Raw genomic sequence first — 16,075 nt, 5'->3', positions numbered from 1 at the left:
TCACATCACGTCCGGCATCCCGGCGCGGCTGTTGTTCCGCCGGTTGAACGCGTGGGCAGAATCTGCCCACCCGACGGGCTAGCGCTGCTCACGCCTGGCGGCCTGTTCGCCCGCCAGGCGCAGCGCCACCTTGTGGCGGAAATAATCTTCCTTCACGTAGCGATACAGGTTCGCGCCCGGGCACACGGTCTTGTCGGTATGGTCGCGGTGGCTGCGGATGTCGTCGAGCGGGACCTGGTATTTCGCCGCCAGCAGCGCCATCAGGTCCACGATCGCGTCGAGCTGCCGCTGGTTCGGCTCCACTTCCTCGAAATTGCCGACCACTTCGATCAGCGCATGGCCGGCCGGATCGTAGTCGGTATTGGTGTCGCCCGCGAACGCAATGTCGCGCGCCCCGTACACGCGGCCGTCCAGGTCGATCACGTAGTGATAAGGGATGTCGAGCCAGCCCTTGGCGGCGCGCGACCAGGTTTGCAGGCGGCGCAGATAGGCTTGCGGGTCGGTGCCCGGCTTGAACGGCTCGCCCTGGTGGTGCAGCGTGATCTGCGAGATGGTATGCCGGCGCGCCTTGGCTGCATCGGCCGGGGTGCCGCCCCAGGCCGCGACGGGCACGATGGCGTGTTCGACCGCGGACAGCGGCGTGCCGGCCAGGGCGGCGGCGGACAAGGTGATCAGGGCAGCGGCGAGGCAGGAGAGGGCAGGCAGGCGCATGGGAACAGTCGAGGTGAACGAATGCGCATCTTTTCATGTTTGCGCGCGTGGCGCCAGCGCGCGCGCTGAAAAGATGCAAACCTGATAAGCTAATGGCGCCCCCCGAATCGAAGCAGAGCGAACGCCACCCATGAGAAGCATTACCCAGATCCTCAACGACAGCAAGACCGTCGCCATCGTCGGCTTGTCCAACAAGCCGGACCGCGCCAGCTATGGCGTGGCCGAATACCTGCAGGAGGCCGGCTACCAGGTGATCCCGGTGAACCCGAGCTATGCCGGCGACACCATCCTCGGCGAGAAGGTCTACGCCAGCTTGCGCGAAGCGGCGGACGTGCTGGCCACGACCGGCCAGCGCATCGACATCGTCGACTGCTTCCGCAAGTCCGAAGACATCCCGCCGATCGCGCGCGAAGCCATCGCGGTGCGCGCCGGCTGCCTGTGGATGCAGCTCGATATCGAGAACCAGCCGGCCGCCGACATGGCGCGTGCCGCCGGGCTCGACGTCGTCATGAACCACTGCATCAAGATCGAGCACCGCAGCCTGCATTCCTGACCCGCATTCCTTGCATGGCCGACAGGATAGCTGCGTTACAATCGTGGCACCCTAACCCCCCGGATTTCCCTGCCATGTTCAAGAATACGATCCTGCTGTGCGGCGCTGTCGCGGCCGTGAGCCTTGCCCAACCGGCTGCCGCGCAGGCCGCCACGGCGCCGGCCGCGGTGCGCCCGCTGGCCGCCTGTCCCGCCATCCTCAAGCAGAACTTCAAGCGCCTGCAGGACGAGACGCCACAGGACCTGTGCCAGTACGCGGGCAAGGTGGTGCTGGTGGTGAACACCGCCAGCTATTGCGGCTTCACCAAGCAATACGAAGGCCTGGAAAAGCTGTACGCCAAGTACGGCAGCCGCGGCCTGGTGGTGCTGGGCTTCCCGTCGAATGACTTCGGCAAGCAGGAGCCGGGCAATGCGAAGGAAATCGCCGACCTCTGCTACAACACCTATGGCGTGAAATTCCCGATGTTCGCCAAGAGCGTGGTCACCGGCGCCGACGCCAACCCGCTGCACGCGAGCCTGGCGAAAGCCACCGGCCAGGCGCCGAAGTGGAACTTCACCAAATACCTGATCGGCCGCGACGGCAAGGTGCTCGAGCATTTCCCGAGCAAGGTGACGCCGGAAGATCCTGCGCTGGTCGGCAAGATCGAACAGGCGCTGGCGCCGTAAATCAGCCTGGCGGGCCGTCCGCCGGGCCGTCCATGATGACGGCGCGCAGCGGCCCGCGCAGCGCATTGCAGACGACCAGGTCGTCCGCGGCTTCCAGCATCGCGCGCGTGATCACGCGCTCGCTCGCATGCCAGGCCGGAGCGGCCAGCAACACGCCGCGCATCACGCCCGGCAGCAATCCGCAGGACACGGGCGGGGTGGCCCACTCGGCGCCGAAGCGCACGAACACATTGCTGCGTCCTCCCTCGGTCAATTCGCCACGCTCGTTGAAGAACAGGGTGTCGAAGGCGCCCTGCGCCTCGGCCGCGCGCCAGGCCGCGTCGTAGCGGCTGCGCACGCTCGTCTTGTGGCGCAGGAAGACGTCGCCCGACTGGGTCGGCTCGGCCGCCAGCAGCACGGCAACCGGCTCGCCCAGGGGCTGGATCGGCGCGGCCTGCACATTCAAGCTGCCCGATGGCGCGACCGCCAGGCGCAGGCGGTGCAGCTGGCCCGGGGGCAGGGCCAGGCAGGCGTCACTCAAGACGGCGCGCGCCGCTTCCGGGTCGAAGGGATGGCCGAAGGCGCGGCAGGAACCGGCCAGGCGCGCCAGGTGCTCTTCCAGGTGGCGGCAGCCGTCGTCCCAGCTGGCGCGGATGGTCTCGAAGATCTCGAACTCGTTACCCAGGCCGGTGAGGAAGCGCGCCTTGAGCCGGCACTCCGCGTATTCGGCCTGGGCGTCGCTGTCGTGCACGATGCCGGCGCCCACGCCCAGTTCGCCCTGGCGGGTGCCGCCTTGGGAGGCGCCCAGCACCAGGGTGCGGATCGGGACCGACAGGCAGAAGTCCCCGATCGCCGCGCCTGGCGGGGCCGGGTCGAACCAGCCGATCGCGCCGGTGTACAGGCCGCGCGCGGCCGGTTCCAGCTCGTGGATGATCTCCATCGTGCGGCGCTTGGGTGCGCCCGTGATCGAGCCGCAGGGGTAGAGCGCGGCGAAGATCTGTTCCGGCGTGACGTCCGGGCGCAGGCGCGCCTGCACGGTGGACGTCATCTGCAGCACGCGGCCGTAGCGCTGCACCTCGAACAGGGCCGGCACCTGCACGCTGCCGGTGACGGCCACGCGTCCCAGGTCGTTGCGCAGCAGGTCGACGATCATCAGGTTCTCGGCGCGGTTCTTGGTGTCCAGCGCCAGCGCGCGCCCGCGTTCCGCGTCGATGGCGTCGTCGCCGCTGGCCGGCGCCGTTCCCTTCATCGGGCGCGCCACCAGGGTACCCGCCTCGTGGCGCACGAACAGCTCGGGCGAGAAGGACAGCACCGCGCCGCCATCGGGCAGGGTGACCAGGGCCCCATAGGGCACGCGCTGGCGCGCGCGCAGGCGCGCATACAGGGCGACCAGGGGCCCGAAGGCCTCGAAGCGCAGGCGGTAGGTGTAGTTGACCTGGTAGGTGTCGCCGGCGGCGATGTAGTCGCGGATGCGTCCAATCGCCTCGGTGAAGGCGGCTTCGTCGACGTTCGGCGCGATGCCGGCCACGCCGGACGGGTCCAGTGACGAGGCGCGCGTCGCGATCCAGGCCTCGACCTGCTTCCCATCGAGCAGCTCGCACTGCGCGAACAGCAGTACCTGGGCCAGCGGCGGCTCCACGGGATGCGCGGGCAGGTCTTGCAGCCGGGCGCCGAGTTCGTAGGTCAGCAGCGGCACCGCGTACAGGCCGCGCGCCAGCGCTTCCCGCATCTCGTGCAACAGCTGCGGCCACTGCGCCGCATCGTCACAGACCAGCGTGCCCGCGTGGCGGCTGTACAGGCGCGAACTGGCAAGGCCGGGCGAGCCGGCATCGTCCAGCAATGCGAAGACTTCCTGCGTATCCATGGCGTCGTACGGGATCCTGCTCAAGCGGCCAGCAGCAGCGACAGCTGCAATGTCGTGCCTTCGGCCGGGTTCTGTTTGAAGCCGGTCTTGGCGAAGCGGTGCCAGCGTCCGGTCACATAGCTCACCAGCAGGCTGGCGCGCGCCGCCACGTCGGCTTCCAGGCCGTGCTGCTGGGTGACGGCGATGCGCAGCGCGCCCTTGAAGGCCAGCTCGATCTTGTCGTAGAAGAGGTTCATGCGCAGCTGCAGGCGCTCGTCCTCGTTGACCAGGGCGTCGCCGATCAGGACCCGCGTCATGCCCGGGTTGTTGGCGGCAAAGGCGAGCAGCATCTGCAGGATGGCATGGGCCTGGGCCACGCCGTCTTCCTCGCGCTCGGCGATCTGGTTGATCAGGCCGAAGACGCTGGACTCGATGAACTCGATCAGGCCCTCGTACATTTGCGCCTTGCTGGCGAAATGGCGGTACAGCGCCGCTTCCGACACCGCCAGGTGCGCCGCCAGCGCCGCGGTGGTGATCTTCTCGCCCTTGGGCTGCTCGAGCATCGAGGCCAGGGCTTGGAGGATTTGCAGCTTGCGCTGGCCAGGCTTGGTGCTTGCCATGTGATCCCTATTGATTGTTATCCGTGTCAGCGCAGCCGGTGCAGGCGCGCCGGTAGCTGCCGCACGGATTTTACTTTGACATCGACGTAGCCGGGGCGTTTCAGGGTCCGCGGCAGCGGCGCCTTGCCGATCGGGTCGGCCATGCGCAGGTATTGCGTGACCCAGACCGTGCGCAGGCCGAGGCGGCTGGCGCTTTTCAGGTTGGCCAGCGTGTCTTCGACCAGGATGCAACGGCGCGCCGCCACGCCGTGCTTGCGCAGCAGGCGGCGCAGCATCAGGCTCGATGGCTTGGGACGCAGCTGGCGGTGCACGTGCATGTGCTCGATGGCGACATGGTGCGAGAAATGGCGGCCCAGGCCCAGGTGGCGCATCACGTCCGTCGAATAGCGCGTCGGCGCATTGGTGAGCAGGATCTTGCGGCCCGGGAGGCGGCGCAGCAGGGTGCCGAGCCCCTTTTCGAAGCGCACCAGCTTCTCGAGCGCGCCCAGGTCGTGCGTGACGTGTAAAAAATCGGCCGCACACACCTGGTGGTGGCGGATCATGCCGAGCAGGGTGGCGCCGTAGCGCTTCCAGTAGCCCAGGCGCGCCGCGTCCACGCGCTCCTGGCTGGCGGGCGTGACGCCGTCGCCCAGCACCCGCGCGATATAGGTGTTCATGTTGGCGCTAATCGCGGGGAAGATCGCGTGCGAGGCATCGTGCAGGGTATTGTCCAGATCGAACAGCCAGACGGGAGAGCCGGGGGTATGATTTGACACGATTCGAGACCAGACGGGAGAAGTGGATGCGACGTTCGATTATAGTGGTCTTCTTCAGCTTGTTCCTGACGGCGCTCCAGGCCTTTGCGGCCGAGCGCGGCGCGCTGTTCAAGGTCACCGCCAAGGGCCACACCTTGCACCTGTACGGCACCATCCACGCCGGCCGCGCCGATTACTACCCGCTCGAACCGCGCATCCGCGCGGCAGTGGCGGCCGCGCCCACGCTGGCGCTCGAGATCGACGCCGCGCGCGATCCCGATGCCGCCGCCGCGGCCTTCCGCCGGTACGGCATGGTGGCGCCCGGAAGCCCCGGCATCGCGGCCCTGCCGGCGGCGCGCCGCGCGCGCATCGAAGCCGGCTTGAGCCGGCAGGGCATGGACCCGGCCGCGGTGGCGCGCTTGCGGCCCTGGATGCTGGCGACCATGCTGGCGGTGAACGACGCGGCCAGGCTGGGCTACGATCCCGCCCTGGGCGTCGACCATCACCTGACCCAGCTGGCGCGCGCCACGCCGGGTAAAACCCGCATCGCCGAACTCGAATCGATCGACTACCAGCTGGCCCTGCTCAGCCGCCTGCCCGAGGAAGCGCAATGGCGCCTGCTGGAAGAAACCGTGGACGACATGGCGTCTGGCCGCCAGCTGCGCGAGACGCGCGAACTGTTCGCCGCCTGGGAGCGCGCCGACCAGAAGGCCCTGGACGCGATCGCGCTGCGCATCGAGACCGACACCACGCTTACCGGCAGCTTTACGCGCGAGGTGCTGCTCGATGAACGCAACGGACCGATGGCCGACAAGGTCGCGGCGCTGCTGGCGCGCGAAAACAACGCGGTGGTGGCGGTCGGGCTGCTGCACCTGGTCGGCAAGCGTGGCGTGCCCGAATTGCTGCGCAAGCGCGGGATAACGGTGGAGCGGGTGTACTGAAAAGGGAGGGTAGTGCAGGGAGGAGAATGGTGCCCTTGACGTGGATTGAACACGTGGCCTCTCCCTTACCAAGGGAGTGCTCTACCACTGAGCTACAAGGGCGGGTAGATTCCCGGCGGGCAGGGCCCACCGCGATGATCTGTGGCGGAGTTTTCCGCCACAAATGTTTTAGTGCGACCGGATCATAGTGCCAAATGCCTGTTCGGTCAAGACTTCGAGCAACAAAGAGTGCTCGATGCGGCCGTCGATGATGTGCACGGTGTTCACGCCGGACTTGGCGGCATCCAGGGCCGACGAGATTTTCGGCAGCATGCCGCCCGAAATCGTGCCGTCTTCGAACATCTCGTCGATCTCGCGCGCCGACAGGTCGGTGACCAGGTTGCCCGCCTTGTCCTGCACGCCGGCGATATTGGTCATCATGATCAGCTTTTCGGCTTTCAGGATTTCCGCGATCTTGCCGGCGACGACGTCGGCATTGATGTTGTAGGCCTGGCCATCCTGGCCGAAGCCGATCGGCGAAATGATCGGGATGAAGGCGTCGTCCTGCAGCGCCTTCACGACTGCCGGGTTGATCGCCTCGATCTCGCCGACGAAGCCGATGTCGACGAATTCGCCCGGCTTTTCCTTGTCCGGCATTGCCATCTTGCGTGCGCGGATCAGGCCGCCGTCCTTGCCGGTCAGGCCCACTGCCTGGCCGCCGTAGTGGTTGATCAGCATGACGATGTCCTGCTGCACTTCTCCACCCAGCACCCACTCGACCACTTCCATGGTTTCTTCGTCGGTGATGCGCATGCCCTGGACAAAACTGCCCTGCTTGCCGATTTTTTTCAGCGCATTGTCGATCTGCGGACCGCCGCCATGCACCACGACCGGGTTCATGCCCACCAGTTTCAGCAGGATGACGTCGCGTGCGAAGCCATGCTTCAGGCGCTCGTCGGTCATGGCGTTGCCGCCGTATTTGATGACGATGGTCTTGCCGTGGAAATTACGGATATAGGGCAGCGCCTCGGCCAGGATCTGTGCCTTGATCTGCGGCGACACCTTGGTCAGGTCGTTGGGTTGGTCGTCGGAATTCAAGCTGCTCAGGGGTGCGTTCATGGAGGGTCCAAAATAAATGTCGCGAGATTTTAAGGCAACAGGGTAGTCCTTGTGCTCATTATATGGCCTGTTGTTGTATTTTATGGCCGTCAGGCCCACTCTATCGAACCATGTATTTCAATCAACTCTGGAATCCCGCATGAGCAGCTGTACCCGTTGTGGCGCCGAATTCCATTGTGCGATGGTGGAGGGCAGCGCCGAACCGTGCTGGTGCACGGCGCTGCCGGCGGCCGTACCGGTGCCCTTGCCGCAGGAGGCGGCCGGATGCTGGTGCCCGGCCTGCCTGCGTGCGCACATCGAGTCCGCCCCCAGGCCCCTGCCGTGAGGCGGGCTTAGCGCACGGTGCGGAAAAAGCGCAGCATTTCGCGGCTGGCGTCGGGACCGCGGCCATCGGTATAGCTGCCGCGCGCATTGCCGCCCGACCAGGCATGGCCCGCGCCATGGATCAGCCAGTATTCGGCGTGCACCGCGCCGTCGTCGCGCCGGTGCAGGGTACGGGTGTAGGCGTGGCCGTCGGGCACGCGCCCCGGCTCGACAGCCGGCTGCTCGTGCAAATGCTGCGCGCCCTGGGCAATGAGTTCGTCGCCATTGGCGGGATGCACGGTGGTGTCCTGGTCGCCATGGAACACGATGATGGGCAGCGGCCGCCCCGGTGCCTGGGCCCGCAGGAAATCGCCTTTCATGGCCGCCATCGCCGACGACAAGTCCTTGGCCGAGGCAAACGGCAAGCCGGAATGCACGCCCACGGCGGCGTACAGGTCCGGATACAGCGTGCCCATGATGGTCGCCATCGCGCCACCTGCAGAGAGCCCGGCCACGTAGACCTGTTCCGGATCGACCGGATGCAGGGCCATGACGGCCTGGGTCATGCCGGCAATGATCGAGGGTTCGCCCTGGTCGCGTTGCTGGTCGACCGCGTTGAACCAGTTCCAGCAGCGCGAGGCGTTGGCGGCCTTGCTCTGCGCCGGATACAGCACCAGGCAAGCCGTTTCTTCGGCCAGTTCGTTCATCTTGGTGCCGATGGCAAAATCGTCGGGATCCTGGGTGCAGCCGTGCAGCATGACTACCAGCGGCGTCGGCTTGCCGGTATGGCTGGACGGCACGTAGAGCTTGTAGTCGCGGCTGCCGGCGGGCGTGGTATGGGTGCCGTCGATAAATTTACCCGGCAAGTTGACGCCGAGTTCGGCTTCAAAGGGATCGTTCGCCGTGGGGGAGACGCCGACGCCGATGCTGCGCATCTGGCGTTGGGCGGCGCTTTGCATGGCCGAGGCATTCTTCAGGGTTTCCTGCACGACCAGTTGTGCGTTGGCGGGCCCGCGGCCCCAGAAAGATCGGGTAGCGGCACGTACTTGTGCCAGCAGTTTGTTGTTCAGCTTCATTGGCTCTCCTGTTTTTCGCTTGCCTCAATGTCGGCCCGCTTACTTACGGCAGCCTTGCAGCTGTATCCTTTCCGCCCCGGCAACGCATGCATGCATGACACCGGTGCGGTAAGCTTGTGCCCATGTCTCCCCAACTCCTGCCCGGCCTTCGTTTCGAATGGTCTTATACGGTCCCAAGCCACGCTACCGTGCCCCGGCTGTACCACGATACCCCTTTTTGCCGCGACATGCCCGACGTGCTCGCCACCGGTTTTTTGGTCGGCATGATGGAACTTGCCTGCTTGCACGGCTTGATGCCCTATGTGGACTGGCCACGCGAACAGAGCCTTGGCACCATGGTCAGCTTCGAGCACCTGGCGCCGACGCCTCCCGGGATGACCCTCGCCATTCGCGGCGAAGTGCTGGCGGTCGAGGGACGGCGCGTGCGCTTCCGGGTCGAAGCCTGGGACGACATCGAAAAAGTGTGCGAAGGCATCCACGAACGTTGCCTGATAGATCCAGCGCGATTTGCTGAAAAACTGGCGCGCAAAACAACACAATGGCGCAGCGCGGCGGCCATCCTGCCGGAATCGCCTTTCCCTGAGGAACGGTAAGCGCTTTTCCCGGAACAGGCGATAATGGTGTGTCTCCTTGCTTCACCACCATGTCGATGAATCCAGAACTGCACACCCCCGTTCCCTCGCCCTGCATCAACCTGTGCCAGATGGCGCCCGACACCGGCCTGTGCCAGGGATGCCTGCGCACGATCGACGAAATCGTCGCCTGGGGCTCGGCGGGAGACGACTACAAGCGCGCGGTCTGGGCCGAGATCCGGCGCCGCGAAGCCGCCATCGACTGGGGCTGACCGGTGCCCGCGGACCTGAGCCTGCCCGCAGCGATGCACGTGTTCGAGCGCGGCTGGCTCTCGTCCAACAACATCCTGTTGATCGGACCCGAGGGCACGGCGCTGGTCGACAGCGGCTATGCGACCCACGCCGGACAAACCCTGGCGCTGGTGCGCCATGCCTTGGGCGGCCGCCCGCTCGACCGCCTGCTCAATACCCACCTGCATTCCGACCACTGCGGCGGCAATGCGCTGCTGCAGGCGGCCTACGCTTGCCGGGTCGCGATCCCCGCTGCCGAGGCCGGCAAAGTCGCGGCCTGGGACGAAGAGGCGCTCAGTTACCGCGCCACCGGCCAGCAATGCTCGCGCTTCAGTTTCGATGCCACCCTCGCGCCCGGTGACGTGGTGGAACTGGGCGGCCTGCGCTGGACCATCCTGGCCGCACCCGGCCACGATCCGCATGCGCTGCTGTTCTTCTGCGAAGAGGAGGGCGTGCTGATCTCGGGCGACGCGCTGTGGGAAAACGGTTTTGGGGTGGTCTTTCCCGAACTGGCGGGCGAGCCGGGCTTCGCGGAAGTGGGCGCCACGCTAGCCCTGATCGCCACGCTCGATGCCCGTGTCGTAATTCCCGGCCATGGCGCGGTCTTCGGCGACGTCGGCGCGGCCCTGGGCCGGGCCCGTTCGCGCCTGGACTACCTGAGCGCCGATCCCGTGCGCAATGGGGAAAACGCGGTCAAGGTCCTGCTCAAGTTCCTGCTGCTCGAGCGCCGTGCGCTGGCGCTGGATGCGCTGCCCGCTCTGCTGGGGTCGATTCCATTGGTCGAGCGCGTGCGCACCAAGCTATTGAAGCGCGACCCGGAGGAGCTGGCGGCATGGGCCGGCAGTGCGCTGGTGCGGGCCGGCGCCGCCCGCGTCGAGAGCGGCCAGTTGCTCGACGCCGACGTTTAGAGGCCAGAATCTAGCACGACCGTTCTTTTTTCATTGCATAATGCCCGGAGCCTGTCCTTCAACCGCATTCAACCTGACCTGCGAGAGCCACCATGTCCTTGCCACCCGTGCTGCAACACCTGTCCCTTCCCGTCATCGCTTCGCCCATGTTCATCGCCAGCGGCCCCGCGCTGGTGGCGGCCCAGTGCAAGGCCGGCATCGTGGGCTCCTTCCCGGCGCTCAACGCGCGCCCGGCCGAGCTGCTCGACACCTGGCTGACGGACTTGCAGCGCGAGCTGGGCGACTACCAGCAAGCCAATCCGGATGCGCGGGTCGGCCCGATCGCCGTCAACCAGATCGTGCACGCGTCGAACGACCGCCTGGCCCACGACGTGGAAGTGTGTGTGAAGCACCAGGTTCCGATCATCATCTCCTCGCTGCGCGCGCCGCCGAAAGAGATGATGGACGCCGTGCACAGCTACGGCGGCATCGTGCTGCACGACGTGGTGTCGATCCGGCATGCGGAAAAAGCGCTCGAAGCAGGCGTGGACGGCTTGATCCTGGTGGCGGCCGGCGCGGGCGGCCATGCGGGGGCGTTGTCGCCCTTCGCGCTGGTGGGCGAGGTGCGCAAGTTCTTCAAGGGGCCGCTGGCCTTGTCGGGCTCGATCGCCACGGGCGATGCGATCCTGGCGGCGCAGGCGATGGGGGCGGATTTTGCCTACATCGGCTCGCGCTGGCTGGCCACGCGCGAATCGAATGTCAGCGACGATTACCGCAATGCGATCGTCGAGTCGAGCGCGGCGGACGTGGTGTACACCAACCTGTTCACCGGCGTGCACGGCAACTACCTGAAGAAGTCGATCGTCGCGGCCGGGCTCGATCCGGAGAACCTGCCGGAATCGGACAAGAGCAAGATGAGCTTCGGTTCAGGCAGCGCCAAGGCCTGGCGCGACATCTGGGGCGCCGGCCAGGGCGTGGGCCTGATGGACGACGTGCCGACCGTGGCCGAGATGGTCGAGCGGCTCAAGGCGGAATACGAGGCCGCGCGCAGCCGCCTGGCCTTGCGTTGAGTCGTGGGCGGATACCCGCCCACCCTGTGAATTACAGGCGCTTGGCGTCGGGCGTCGGGAAAGCCGGCACCGGTTCGGCGGCGCTCAGGTCCTCCTGGTTGATCGACCACAGCCCCGGCAGGTTGCGCCAGTAGTTATAGACGTCCATCCCGAAACCGACCACGAATTCGTTCGGGATCGTCAGGCCGATCAGGTCGGCCTTGATCGGCTTGGCGCGCTTGAGGTCCTTGTCGGCGAATACCACGATGACCACTTCGGCCGCGCCCATGTCGAGCAGGCGCTGCTTCACGTGAGCGAGGGTCTCGCCTTCGTCGAGGATGTCGTCGACCACGACGATGATGCGTCCCGTCACATCCTGGCGCGGGATCACTTTCCACACCACTTCGCCGCCGCGGTCGTCGTCGCCATAGCGGCTGACGTGGATGTAGTCGAATTCGAGCGGGAAATCGAGTTGCGGCAGCAGGTTGCCGGTGAAGACGACGGCGCCGCCCATCACGCCGAGCACCAGCGGGAAGGACTTGTCGTCGGGATGGCCGAAGCGGGCGTTCAGCGCGTCGGCAACGCGCGCCACTGCGGCCTGGACTTCGTCGGGCGTGACGATCTGCCTGGCGTTGGCGAGCAGGGCACGGGCGCGGTCATGATGGAAATCTTGCATGGTCATTCGATTGTTCAGGTCTAAAGGGTCAGGGCGATTATGCGCCATCCGGGGGTGTGGCGGCGTTCCTGTTGGAATCAGCCGCCGGCAATTCACTCGCCGGCAATTTCCCGCTGCAGCTTGCGGGTGAGCTTGGCGAACACCAGCTCGTAGGACCGGCGCAGCAGGGCAGAGAATTCGTCGTCGTCGAGCTGGGCCTCGGGCGTGACGAATACCCATTTGGCGCGCGCCAGGTAGGGCGCGGGGATGATGCCGGGACGGTCGGTCAGTTCCAGGAAGCGCTCGTCGTCGGCCTTCAAGCTGAACCCGGTCGAGGGGCCATCCTTGTTGGTCACGGCGAACATCTTGGCGCCGACCGAAAAGACCGTGTCGTGGTCCCATTTGGTGTCTTCCGTGCAGCCGGGGAAGCTGCGGCACAAGGCTTTGGCGGCATCGAAATCCATGTCTGTCTCCTGTGCCCGGCGTGCATGGCGCCGGGATTCTGGTTGTCCTTGCGCGCATTGTAGCGCCAGACGAGCGCTTTGATGCCATAACGCAATAATGCGATGCGCCACGTGGCGGCATTGGGGCGTATCATACGTGGCTTGGAAAACAACGAATCTTCCTTTATGCCGACCCCTGAATTCGAACGCGGGCGCAGCAGCCGCCTGCTCCAGCTGCGCAGCGCCATGGCGCGCGCCGGCATCGACGCCTATGTCCTGCCCTCGAGCGATCCGCACCTGTCGGAATACCTGCCCGGGCACTGGAAGGGACGCGAATGGATCTCCGGTTTCACCGGTTCGGTCGGCACCTTCATCGCCACCGCCGGTTTTGCCGGCGTCTGGACCGATGGCCGCTACTGGACCCAGGCCGAGACCGAACTGGGCGGCAGCGAGATCGCCCTCATGAAGATCCCGGGCGCGGCCAGCCAACTGCACGTGGACTGGCTGGCAGCCAACCTGAATCCCGGCCAGACCGTGGCCGTCGATGCGCGCGTGCTGGGACTGGCCGGCGCCCGCTTGCTCACCGACGCCCTGACGGCGCGCGGCATCAACTTGCGTCTCGATGTCGACCTGCTCGACGAAGTCTGGCAGGACCGTCCGGCGCTGCCCGCCGACGCGGTGTACGAGCACCTGCCGCCGTATGCGGCCACGACCCGCGCCGACAAGCTGGCCGCCACCCGCGCCGCGATGGAGCATGTGGGCGCCGGGTTCCACTTTGTCTCCACGCTGGACGACATCGCGTATTTGTTCAACCTGCGCGGCGCCGACGTCAGCTACAACCCGGTGTTCCTGGCCCATGCCCTGATCGGACGCGCCGATGCGACCCTGTTCGTCGGCGAGAACAAGGTGCCGGAGGACGTGCGTGCGCGCCTCGAAGCCGATGGCGTGCACCTGGCGCCGTACGCCAATGCCGCCACCGCCCTGTCGGCGCTGCCCGACGGCGCGACCCTGCTGCTCGACCCGCGCCGGGTCACCGCCGGCATGCGCGCCGCCGTCGCGCAGGGCGTGAACGTGGTCGAAGCGATCAACCCCACTACGTTCGCCAAGTCGCGCAAGCAGGACAGCGAGGCCGTCAACGTGCGCGCCGCGATGGAGCAGGATGGCGCCGCACTGTGCGAATTCTTTTCCTCGCTCGAAGCGCAGCTGCTCGATGCCGCCAGGACCCCGATCGACGAAGTGGCGATCGACACCCAGATCACGGCCGCCCGCGCGCGCCGCCCGCATTTCGTCAGCCCGAGCTTCTCGACCATCGCCGGCTTCAACGCCAACGGCGCGATCATGCACTACCGCGCCGCGCAGGAATCCTGCGCCGTGATCGAAGGCGACGGCCTGCTGCTGGTCGACTCCGGCGGCCAGTATCTGGGCGGCACCACCGACATCACCCGCGTGATCCCGGTCGGCTCGCCATCCGACGCGCAAAAACGCGACTACACGCTGGTGCTCAAGGGCCTGATCAACCTGTCGGCGACGCGCTTCCCGCGCGGCACCCGCGCGCCGCTGCTCGACGCGATCGCGCGCGCCCCGATCTGGGCCGCCGGCATCGACTACGGCCACGGTACCGGCCATGGCGTCGGCTACTTCCTGAACGTGCACGAAGGCCCGCAGACGATTTCGCCGAGCGTGGCGCCGGACCCGCACACCGCGATGGAGCCGGGCATGATCACCTCGATCGAGCCGGGCATCTACCGTCCCGGGCGCTGGGGCATCCGCATCGAGAACCTGGTGCTCAATACCGTGGCCGAGACGGGCGAGTTCGGCGAGTTCCTGGCCTTCGAGACGCTGACCCTGTGCCCGATCGACACCCGCCCGATCGAGCGCGCGCTGCTGCGCGACGACGAAATCGCCTGGCTCAACGCCTACCACGCCACCGTGCGTGCGCGCCTGGAGCGGCATGTGAGCGGCGCCGCGCGCGACTGGCTGCTGCTGCGCACGGAGGCCTTCTGATGGCCGGCGCCCGCTCCACCCGCGCCAGCGCCGCCGTCGACCGCCTCAAGCGCCGCACCGGCAACGCAGGCTATTCGATGGCGCGCACCGGCGACGGCCTGTTCTTCCTCTCCGAGGCGCCCGGCGCGCCGGCCCTGAATGCGCCGCTCGAACTGGACGAATTCGTCGCCTTCGTCAATAGCCTGGGCCCGCAGGAAGTGCGGCGCATCAGCAAGAACGACGAGAAATTCGAGAAGCAGCTGGTCCGCAAGAAGCCCGACTCCCCCTGAAAGCGATGAACCCGCATGCAACGTCCTGACCTGCTGGACACCTATTGGTCTGCGCCCGAGATCTACACCAACGGGCTGATCCTGCTGCACCTGGCCGGCGCGCTGGCGCTGGGCCTGCTGGTGGGCTACGAGCGCGCCTACCATGGCCGCGCGGCCGGCATGCGCACCTATGGCCTGGTGTGCATGGCCTCGGCCGCGCTGACCATCCTGGCCGGCTACCCGGACTTCTGGTACGGCGGCGGCCACGCCGGCCTGCTGGCGCCGGTGGACCCGACCCGCATCATCCAGGGCATCGTGACCGGCATCGGCTTCCTCGGCGCCGGCGTCATCATGCGCGAGGGCTTCAACATCAGCGGCCTGACCACGGCCGCCTCGATCTGGGCCTCGTCGGCGATCGGCATCCTGGTGGGCGTGGGCTTTTATCTCGCCGCGATGGGCCTGGCCTTCTTCTCGGCCATGATCATGATCTACCTGAACCGCATCGAAACCCTGCTGCCGGCGCGCCACGCGGTGGCGGTGCGCATGCGCTTCAAGCCGCAGGTGATGCCGCGCGAGGACGTGCTGCGCAAGGCGGCGCTGGAACGCGGCTACGAAATCGCCGGCAGTTCGCTGACCATCGCCAGCGACGAAGGCCGCCAGGAATGGCGCTTCGTGGCGCTGGCCCTGTCGCGCAAGAGCGGGGCGCCCTTGTCCGAGCTGGCCGACCAGCTGGCCGCGTTCGAGGGCCTGGAAGCCTTCCAGCTGTCCCACGCGCGTAATTAAATCAACAATTAAAACAACCACTCCGGTACACGGGATTGACCATGCAAGCACAAGACGTACTCGATTTCTGGTTCCTGCCCGAAGGCAGCGAAGGCCATGGCAAGCAGCGGGCCGAATGGTTCCGCAAGGACGAAGCCTTCGACAGTGCGCTGCGCGAGCGCTTCGGCGCCCTGATCGCCCAGGCAGTGGCGGGCGGCCTGCGCGAATGGGACGAACTGGGCCCGCGCGGCACGCTCGCGCGCATCCTCGTGCTCGACCAGTTCACCCGCAACGCCTACCGCGGCAAGCCGGAATCCTTCGGCGGCGACATCCTGGCCCTGCTTGCTGCCCGCCAGCTGGTCGATTCCGGCGCCGACAAGACCCTCTCGCCCGTGGAGCGCATGTTCGCCTACCTGCCTTTCGAGCATGCCGAGGACGCCCGCATGCAGGAGCAGTCGGTCAGCCTGTTCACCGAACTGTCGCGGCAGAACGAAGGCTTCATCGAGGTGCTCGACTACGCGCTGCGCCACCGCGGCGTGATCGCCCGCTTCGGCCGCTTCCCACACCGTAACGTCATTCTCGGCCGCGCTTCCAACCCGGAAGAGCTGGCCTTCTTGCAGCTGCCCGGGTCCAGCTTCTGA

20 protein-coding genes and 1 tRNA gene are annotated in these 16,075 nt (G+C 66.7%); 12 read left to right on the top strand and 9 right to left on the bottom strand.

The genetic code is table 11. The features are described from left to right. Positions 1–78: 78 nt before the first annotated feature. Positions 79–711: a peptidoglycan recognition protein family protein gene (locus AC3XQU_RS13715; protein ID WP_489874714.1), complete on the bottom strand. Its 633-nt coding sequence runs from the start codon at positions 709–711 to the stop codon at positions 79–81. 130 nt (positions 712–841) lie between these two features. Between AC3XQU_RS13715 and AC3XQU_RS13710 the strand changes: the two genes are divergently transcribed. Both AC3XQU_RS13710 and AC3XQU_RS13705 read left to right on the top strand, forming a co-directional pair. Beyond that, a complete protein-coding gene (locus AC3XQU_RS13710; RefSeq protein ID WP_489874713.1) occupies positions 842–1,264 on the top strand; it encodes a CoA-binding protein in 423 nt (140 codons plus the stop codon). A 74-nt stretch (positions 1,265–1,338) separates the two neighbouring features. Then, positions 1,339–1,929 (top strand): glutathione peroxidase, encoded by a 591-nt coding sequence (locus tag AC3XQU_RS13705; protein WP_489874712.1) that lies wholly within the window; start codon positions 1,339–1,341, stop codon positions 1,927–1,929. A 1-nt stretch (position 1,930) separates the two neighbouring features. On the opposite strand, the gene AC3XQU_RS13700 is transcribed toward AC3XQU_RS13705, so the two are convergent. The 3 genes from AC3XQU_RS13700 to AC3XQU_RS13690 are packed head-to-tail and all read right to left on the bottom strand — an operon-like array spanning position 1,931 to position 5,126. Then, a complete protein-coding gene (locus AC3XQU_RS13700; protein WP_489874711.1) occupies positions 1,931–3,772 on the bottom strand; it encodes a chorismate-binding protein in 1,842 nt (613 codons plus the stop codon). A 20-nt stretch (positions 3,773–3,792) separates the two neighbouring features. Continuing rightward, positions 3,793–4,371, bottom strand: coding sequence for a nucleoid occlusion factor SlmA (slmA, locus tag AC3XQU_RS13695; protein WP_489874710.1), 579 nt, complete (start codon positions 4,369–4,371; stop codon positions 3,793–3,795). A 26-nt stretch (positions 4,372–4,397) separates the two neighbouring features. Further along, positions 4,398–5,126 carry a pyrimidine 5'-nucleotidase gene (locus AC3XQU_RS13690; RefSeq protein WP_489874709.1) on the bottom strand — a complete coding sequence of 243 codons (729 nt, stop codon included), beginning with the start codon at positions 5,124–5,126 and terminating at the stop codon, positions 4,398–4,400. Between the two features lie 26 nt (positions 5,127–5,152). On the opposite strand from AC3XQU_RS13690, the gene AC3XQU_RS13685 reads away from it, so the two are divergent. Then, a complete protein-coding gene (locus tag AC3XQU_RS13685; protein ID WP_489874708.1) occupies positions 5,153–6,046 on the top strand; it encodes a TraB/GumN family protein in 894 nt (297 codons plus the stop codon). A 27-nt stretch (positions 6,047–6,073) separates the two neighbouring features. Here the strand turns inward: AC3XQU_RS13685 and AC3XQU_RS13680 are convergent. Together AC3XQU_RS13680 and argB are read right to left on the bottom strand one after the other, a co-directional pair. Continuing rightward, positions 6,074–6,148: transfer RNA gene (locus tag AC3XQU_RS13680), tRNA-Thr, on the bottom strand. A 66-nt stretch (positions 6,149–6,214) separates the two neighbouring features. Next, on the bottom strand, positions 6,215–7,144 hold the full coding sequence (gene argB / locus AC3XQU_RS13675; protein ID WP_489874707.1) for an acetylglutamate kinase: 930 nt from the start codon (positions 7,142–7,144) through the stop codon (positions 6,215–6,217). 139 nt (positions 7,145–7,283) lie between these two features. On the opposite strand from argB, the gene AC3XQU_RS13670 reads away from it, so the two are divergent. Next, a complete protein-coding gene (locus AC3XQU_RS13670) occupies positions 7,284–7,469 on the top strand; it encodes a cysteine-rich CWC family protein (protein ID WP_489874706.1) in 186 nt (61 codons plus the stop codon). A 7-nt stretch (positions 7,470–7,476) separates the two neighbouring features. On the opposite strand, the gene AC3XQU_RS13665 is transcribed toward AC3XQU_RS13670, so the two are convergent. After that, a complete protein-coding gene (locus tag AC3XQU_RS13665; protein ID WP_489874705.1) occupies positions 7,477–8,523 on the bottom strand; it encodes an extracellular catalytic domain type 1 short-chain-length polyhydroxyalkanoate depolymerase in 1,047 nt (348 codons plus the stop codon). A gap of 227 nt (positions 8,524–8,750) precedes the next feature. Here AC3XQU_RS13665 and AC3XQU_RS13660 point away from each other — a divergent pair, with 227 nt between their 5' ends. The 4 genes from AC3XQU_RS13660 to AC3XQU_RS13645 all read left to right on the top strand — a co-directional run bounded on the left by AC3XQU_RS13660 (position 8,751) and on the right by AC3XQU_RS13645 (position 11,343). Next, positions 8,751–9,116 (top strand): thioesterase family protein, encoded by a 366-nt coding sequence (locus tag AC3XQU_RS13660; RefSeq protein WP_489874704.1) that lies wholly within the window; start codon positions 8,751–8,753, stop codon positions 9,114–9,116. Between the two features lie 50 nt (positions 9,117–9,166). After that, a complete protein-coding gene (locus tag AC3XQU_RS13655) occupies positions 9,167–9,367 on the top strand; it encodes a DUF1289 domain-containing protein (protein ID WP_489874703.1) in 201 nt (66 codons plus the stop codon). Positions 9,368–9,400: 33 nt separating this feature from the next. Further along, on the top strand, positions 9,401–10,294 hold the full coding sequence (locus tag AC3XQU_RS13650; protein WP_489874907.1) for an MBL fold metallo-hydrolase: 894 nt from the start codon (positions 9,401–9,403) through the stop codon (positions 10,292–10,294). 92 nt (positions 10,295–10,386) lie between these two features. Continuing rightward, a complete protein-coding gene (locus tag AC3XQU_RS13645; RefSeq protein WP_489874702.1) occupies positions 10,387–11,343 on the top strand; it encodes an NAD(P)H-dependent flavin oxidoreductase in 957 nt (318 codons plus the stop codon). A 31-nt stretch (positions 11,344–11,374) separates the two neighbouring features. Here AC3XQU_RS13645 and AC3XQU_RS13640 read toward each other — a convergent pair whose 3' ends face one another. Together AC3XQU_RS13640 and AC3XQU_RS13635 are read right to left on the bottom strand one after the other, a co-directional pair. Continuing rightward, the gene (locus tag AC3XQU_RS13640; RefSeq protein WP_489874906.1) at positions 11,375–11,998 is read right to left on the bottom strand and encodes a hypoxanthine-guanine phosphoribosyltransferase; all 624 of its coding nucleotides are present in this window, start codon (positions 11,996–11,998) and stop codon (positions 11,375–11,377) included. A 92-nt stretch (positions 11,999–12,090) separates the two neighbouring features. After that, complete coding sequence (locus AC3XQU_RS13635; protein ID WP_489874701.1) at positions 12,091–12,441, bottom strand: MmcQ/YjbR family DNA-binding protein; 351 nt, start codon at positions 12,439–12,441, stop codon at positions 12,091–12,093. 165 nt (positions 12,442–12,606) lie between these two features. Between AC3XQU_RS13635 and AC3XQU_RS13630 the strand changes: the two genes are divergently transcribed. From AC3XQU_RS13630 to AC3XQU_RS13615, 4 genes are read left to right on the top strand one after another with little or no spacing between them, the layout of a single operon-like run. Beyond that, entirely contained in the window at positions 12,607–14,424 is a 1,818-nt protein-coding gene (locus AC3XQU_RS13630; RefSeq protein ID WP_489874700.1) for an aminopeptidase P family protein, read from the top strand. Then, positions 14,424–14,693, top strand: a complete 270-nt coding sequence (locus AC3XQU_RS13625; RefSeq protein WP_489874699.1) for a hypothetical protein — start codon at positions 14,424–14,426, stop codon at positions 14,691–14,693. The genes AC3XQU_RS13630 and AC3XQU_RS13625 overlap by 1 nt, the downstream gene beginning before the upstream one ends. A gap of 15 nt (positions 14,694–14,708) precedes the next feature. Further along, the gene (locus tag AC3XQU_RS13620) at positions 14,709–15,455 is read left to right on the top strand and encodes an MgtC/SapB family protein (RefSeq protein ID WP_489874698.1); all 747 of its coding nucleotides are present in this window, start codon (positions 14,709–14,711) and stop codon (positions 15,453–15,455) included. 41 nt (positions 15,456–15,496) lie between these two features. Continuing rightward, a complete protein-coding gene (locus AC3XQU_RS13615) occupies positions 15,497–16,075 on the top strand; it encodes a DUF924 family protein (RefSeq protein ID WP_489874697.1) in 579 nt (192 codons plus the stop codon).

This window comes from Telluria sp. AZSoR62, from assembly GCF_058111565.1.
This window is presented reverse-complemented; position numbering and strand designations above follow the sequence as displayed.

Coding starts and splice junctions, on each gene's coding strand:
- AC3XQU_RS13710 (WP_489874713.1), top strand. CDS start 842: ATGAGAAGCATTACCCAGATCCTCAACGACAGCAAGACCGTCGCCATC.
- slmA (WP_489874710.1), bottom strand. CDS start 4,371: ATGGCAAGCACCAAGCCTGGCCAGCGCAAGCTGCAAATCCTCCAAGCC.
- AC3XQU_RS13625 (WP_489874699.1), top strand. CDS start 14,424: ATGGCCGGCGCCCGCTCCACCCGCGCCAGCGCCGCCGTCGACCGCCTC.
- AC3XQU_RS13645 (WP_489874702.1), top strand. CDS start 10,387: ATGTCCTTGCCACCCGTGCTGCAACACCTGTCCCTTCCCGTCATCGCT.
- AC3XQU_RS13650 (WP_489874907.1), top strand. CDS start 9,401: ATGCACGTGTTCGAGCGCGGCTGGCTCTCGTCCAACAACATCCTGTTG.
- AC3XQU_RS13660 (WP_489874704.1), top strand. CDS start 8,751: ATGCCCGACGTGCTCGCCACCGGTTTTTTGGTCGGCATGATGGAACTT.
- AC3XQU_RS13700 (WP_489874711.1), bottom strand. CDS start 3,772: ATGGATACGCAGGAAGTCTTCGCATTGCTGGACGATGCCGGCTCGCCC.
- AC3XQU_RS13615 (WP_489874697.1), top strand. CDS start 15,497: ATGCAAGCACAAGACGTACTCGATTTCTGGTTCCTGCCCGAAGGCAGC.
- AC3XQU_RS13655 (WP_489874703.1), top strand. CDS start 9,167: ATGTCGATGAATCCAGAACTGCACACCCCCGTTCCCTCGCCCTGCATC.
- AC3XQU_RS13640 (WP_489874906.1), bottom strand. CDS start 11,998: ATGCAAGATTTCCATCATGACCGCGCCCGTGCCCTGCTCGCCAACGCC.
- AC3XQU_RS13685 (WP_489874708.1), top strand. CDS start 5,153: ATGCGACGTTCGATTATAGTGGTCTTCTTCAGCTTGTTCCTGACGGCG.
- AC3XQU_RS13635 (WP_489874701.1), bottom strand. CDS start 12,441: ATGGATTTCGATGCCGCCAAAGCCTTGTGCCGCAGCTTCCCCGGCTGC.
- AC3XQU_RS13620 (WP_489874698.1), top strand. CDS start 14,709: ATGCAACGTCCTGACCTGCTGGACACCTATTGGTCTGCGCCCGAGATC.
- AC3XQU_RS13715 (WP_489874714.1), bottom strand. CDS start 711: ATGCGCCTGCCTGCCCTCTCCTGCCTCGCCGCTGCCCTGATCACCTTG.
- argB (WP_489874707.1), bottom strand. CDS start 7,144: ATGAACGCACCCCTGAGCAGCTTGAATTCCGACGACCAACCCAACGAC.
- AC3XQU_RS13670 (WP_489874706.1), top strand. CDS start 7,284: ATGAGCAGCTGTACCCGTTGTGGCGCCGAATTCCATTGTGCGATGGTG.
- AC3XQU_RS13705 (WP_489874712.1), top strand. CDS start 1,339: ATGTTCAAGAATACGATCCTGCTGTGCGGCGCTGTCGCGGCCGTGAGC.
- AC3XQU_RS13630 (WP_489874700.1), top strand. CDS start 12,607: ATGCCGACCCCTGAATTCGAACGCGGGCGCAGCAGCCGCCTGCTCCAG.
- AC3XQU_RS13665 (WP_489874705.1), bottom strand. CDS start 8,523: ATGAAGCTGAACAACAAACTGCTGGCACAAGTACGTGCCGCTACCCGA.